At 42.6% G+C, this 3,139-nt stretch carries 5 protein-coding genes and 1 tRNA gene; all 6 read right to left on the bottom strand.

Going from position 1 to position 3,139, the window contains the following annotated elements:
- Positions 1-92: 92 nt before the first annotated feature.
- The 6 genes from HMPREF9074_RS00665 to HMPREF9074_RS00640 all read right to left on the bottom strand — a co-directional run bounded on the left by HMPREF9074_RS00665 (position 93) and on the right by HMPREF9074_RS00640 (position 3,062).
- Positions 93-165, bottom strand: a tRNA-Arg gene (locus HMPREF9074_RS00665).
- Between the two features lie 15 nt (positions 166-180).
- The gene (locus tag HMPREF9074_RS00660) at positions 181-630 is read right to left on the bottom strand and encodes a GatB/YqeY domain-containing protein (protein WP_009389590.1); all 450 of its coding nucleotides are present in this window, start codon (positions 628-630) and stop codon (positions 181-183) included.
- Positions 631-701: 71 nt separating this feature from the next.
- Positions 702-1,268, bottom strand: coding sequence for a gliding motility lipoprotein GldD (gene gldD / locus HMPREF9074_RS00655; protein WP_009389592.1), 567 nt, complete (start codon positions 1,266-1,268; stop codon positions 702-704).
- Positions 1,269-1,376: 108 nt separating this feature from the next.
- Entirely contained in the window at positions 1,377-1,712 is a 336-nt protein-coding gene (locus HMPREF9074_RS00650) for a hypothetical protein (RefSeq protein WP_009389593.1), read from the bottom strand.
- 48 nt (positions 1,713-1,760) lie between these two features.
- Positions 1,761-2,450, bottom strand: coding sequence for a ComF family protein (locus HMPREF9074_RS00645; protein ID WP_034539259.1), 690 nt, complete (start codon positions 2,448-2,450; stop codon positions 1,761-1,763).
- Positions 2,451-2,468: 18 nt separating this feature from the next.
- Positions 2,469-3,062 carry a cytochrome c3 family protein gene (locus tag HMPREF9074_RS00640; protein ID WP_155846663.1) on the bottom strand — a complete coding sequence of 198 codons (594 nt, stop codon included), beginning with the start codon at positions 3,060-3,062 and terminating at the stop codon, positions 2,469-2,471.
- Positions 3,063-3,139 lie beyond the last annotated feature (77 nt).

Genomic DNA, 3,139 nt, shown 5'->3' with positions numbered 1-3,139 from the left:
AGGAAGTACCTCAAGATGTATAAATGTTGATGATTAGGCAAAGAAAGCAGCTGATACTTTTTTCTAATAAAGTATCATCTGCTTTTTTGTTGTGACCGCAAGGGGATTCGAACCTCTATCGTCAGAACCGGAATCTGATATTCTATCCAGTTGAACTATGCAGCCAATTTTCTGTTATGCTTAAGCTAATAGCGATTTTACTATAGCCGAAATTACTTTCCCATCGGTTTTGCCCGCTAATTGCTTAGTAGCTACTCCCATTACTTTGCCCATATCTTTGGCAGAGGTGCCCCCTACTTCAGCTATAATAGCTTTCACGGCTTCTGTTACTTCTGCTTCCGACAGTTGTTTAGGCAAGAATTTTTCTATCACTGCCACTTGTGCCAATTCGGGTTCAGCCAAATCGTTTCTTCCTTGCTGTGCGTATAGGGCAGCACTATCTTTGCGTTGTTTTACTAATTTCTGAAGGAGTTTTAGTTCCTCTTCTTCTGCTAGTTCAGCAGCGGCTCCTGCTTCGGTTTTAGCCAGCAGTATAGCCGATTTAATAGCTCTTAATGATTCTAATGCAATGGTATCTTTAGCTTTCATTGCTTCTTTCAGAGCGTCCATTACCTTAGTTTGTAAACTCATAATTCATTTAATATTATAAGGGCAAAGTTACGCCAATATTTTTAACTGCACAATATTTTGCCCACATTTTTTTATTTCCACTGTAGCGATTCCATTATTTTGCGAATATCCTTTTCTATATAAGCACTAGCCGGCTGTATAGAATCGTAGTTCGGCACTGCCTTAAAGTAGATAGAACCCGAAATAAAGTGTCGCAGACTGTCAGTTGCATAAAACTGCGATTGCGAAGCGGCATTGCCATACACTTGGTAAAACATACCGTACACGTGGGTACTATCATTAGCAAAAACGGTAGAAGCTATATTATCAGCTTTAATGGTGTGCTCGTAGGTAAACTTTTGGGCATCTTTCAGCAGTTTTTTCAGGTTGCCTTCTACGGGCTTATAGGTCAGGTAGATAGTAGCGTGCATCGCGGGGTACTCTATGTTTATATCGCAATCGTGTGCCTGATATTTCACTTCCGACAGGCTGTTAGCCTGAAAGCTAAACGGACAGTTAGGCAGTTGGGTAACAGGTGCATAAACGGCAGGCGTATAGTCTAACCGCAACCCTCCTTTAGGTTTGGGCAGGGTATCGCCCCCACAACTGCTAAGCAGCGAGCCTATAACAAACAAGAGTGTATATAAAGATATTTTCATCAGCAAAAGGTGTATAGCTAATATGTGAAAAGAAAACCTCAGCAGTATAAGGGCTAAGGTTTTCTCGGTGTAATTTCAGAATAATATTTTTAGCGACTACAAAAAAGATTATTTAGCGTCTTTGTCAGCTGGGTTTTCTCCTCCTTTTTTGCAGCAAGATTTCTTACCGTCTTTTTTGCAGCAAGATTTTTTGTCGGCATTCTTGTCGCAACATTTTTTATCTTCTTTAGCGTCTTTTTTGCAGCAAGACTTTTTACCGTCTTTTTTACATTCTTTTTTGTCGCCGTCTTGGTCAGCTTTTTCTACCTTAGCATTAGCGTTACCGTCTTGGTCAAGTACTACGCTTTGGTTCATATCAACTGCTTTAACAGTAGCAGCAGTAGCGTTGGTGCTGAAAGCAAACATAGCGAATGCTACAGCCATTAGTTTCAATGTGTTCTTCATACGATATTTATTTAAATTATTTATTAATTTACAATTAGTTATTTTTCCTTATTTGATGACCGCACAAGCTATTGAGGCTACACTTATTTTCACCTCTGGTATGCTGCTTAAGGCGGTGTAACAGCGCTCAAGGGTAGACCCTGTAGTAATTACATCATCTACTAACAGCAGGTGCTTGCCTATCCATCGTTCAGGATTGCGGAGGGCGAAAATATAGTCATTTTCGTTAAACCGCTTCCATACAAACTTCCGCGTTTGGGTACCGACGGCATCGGTTTTTATTAGCAAATCATCTGTATAGGCTATCTGCATAGTGCGAGCTAAACTCTGCCCAAAACGCGCTACTTGATTATAACCTCGCCGACGCAATTTGCGTGGGTGCAGCGGCACTGGTAGCACCACTTCTGCTGAAGAAAAGGGAGCGGCAGTTGCTATATAGCTACCGAGCCACTTGCCAAGCCATTCACCTATTTCTTGCTTACCTTTGTACTTCAAATAGTGTATCAAATCTTGTGCCACATTGCGTTTTCCAAAGAAAAATAATGAGGTAGCTCCTTCTATAGGGCAACGATGCCTCAACGTTTGCCATAAGGGGTTGTTAGGCGATAAATGAAAAGAAGTCTCTTCTAAATGCGCTGTGCAATTAAGGCATAGGTACGACTGATGCGCCAACAGCGGCACCCCACAATGCAAACAGTAGCGAGGCTGCAATACCGAACGTATATCATCAAAAAGCAAAGCAAAGAGGGGTTAAGGTTAATAATGGCATTTGGCACACTCGGTGCTGACTTTCTGCGTGCGATGACACTCTATGCACCACCCCATAGTGAGGGGAGCGTGCTGTCGCATAACCTCCATTTTAGGCACCTCACCGTGACATTGTTGGCAGTCTAACCCTGCCACTTTTACGTGTTGTGAGTGATTGAAATACGTAAAATCGGGCAGCTTATGTATGCGCACCCATTGTACTCCCTGCGGCTTGCCAGTGTACTTAAACTGTTGTTCGTCCCAGCCTGCAGCAGCGTATAGTTTCTTTATTTCAGCAGTGTAGAAGGCTTTGGTATAACCTTGCGCAAGGTCTTCTTCGCCCTCATACTCGCTTATCGTTTTATGGCAACCCATACACACATTCAGCGAGGGAACGGCAGCCATAGCCGACGAGCGAGCCCCCGAATGGCAGTATTGGCAATCTATCTGATTGTCGCCCGCGTGTATCTTATGCGAAAAGTGTATCGGCTGCACAGGCTCATACCCCTCATTCACCCCTATTTGCATCAGATAGGCGAACAAGGCATAACAGCCTCCTAAAAAAGCCAATACCACTGTTATTATTATCAAACTCTTTTTCAATTTACTCGTCTTTCGTCTTTTGTATTTCGTCTTTAAGCAACACTTGTTTCACTATCTGCCATCGTTCTTCTTCTGTC

This window comes from Capnocytophaga sp. oral taxon 329 str. F0087 (assembly GCF_000213295.2).
Taxonomy (GTDB): Bacteria; Bacteroidota; Bacteroidia; order Flavobacteriales; family Flavobacteriaceae; genus Capnocytophaga; species Capnocytophaga leadbetteri_A.
This window is presented reverse-complemented; position numbering and strand designations above follow the sequence as displayed.

Excerpts from the sequence above, each read along its gene's own strand:
- HMPREF9074_RS00660 (WP_009389590.1), bottom strand. The coding sequence starts at position 630 with ATGAGTTTACAAACTAAGGTAATGGACGCTCTGAAAGAAGCAATGAAA.
- gldD (WP_009389592.1), bottom strand. The coding sequence starts at position 1,268 with ATGAAAATATCTTTATATACACTCTTGTTTGTTATAGGCTCGCTGCTT.
- HMPREF9074_RS00650 (WP_009389593.1), bottom strand. The coding sequence starts at position 1,712 with ATGAAGAACACATTGAAACTAATGGCTGTAGCATTCGCTATGTTTGCT.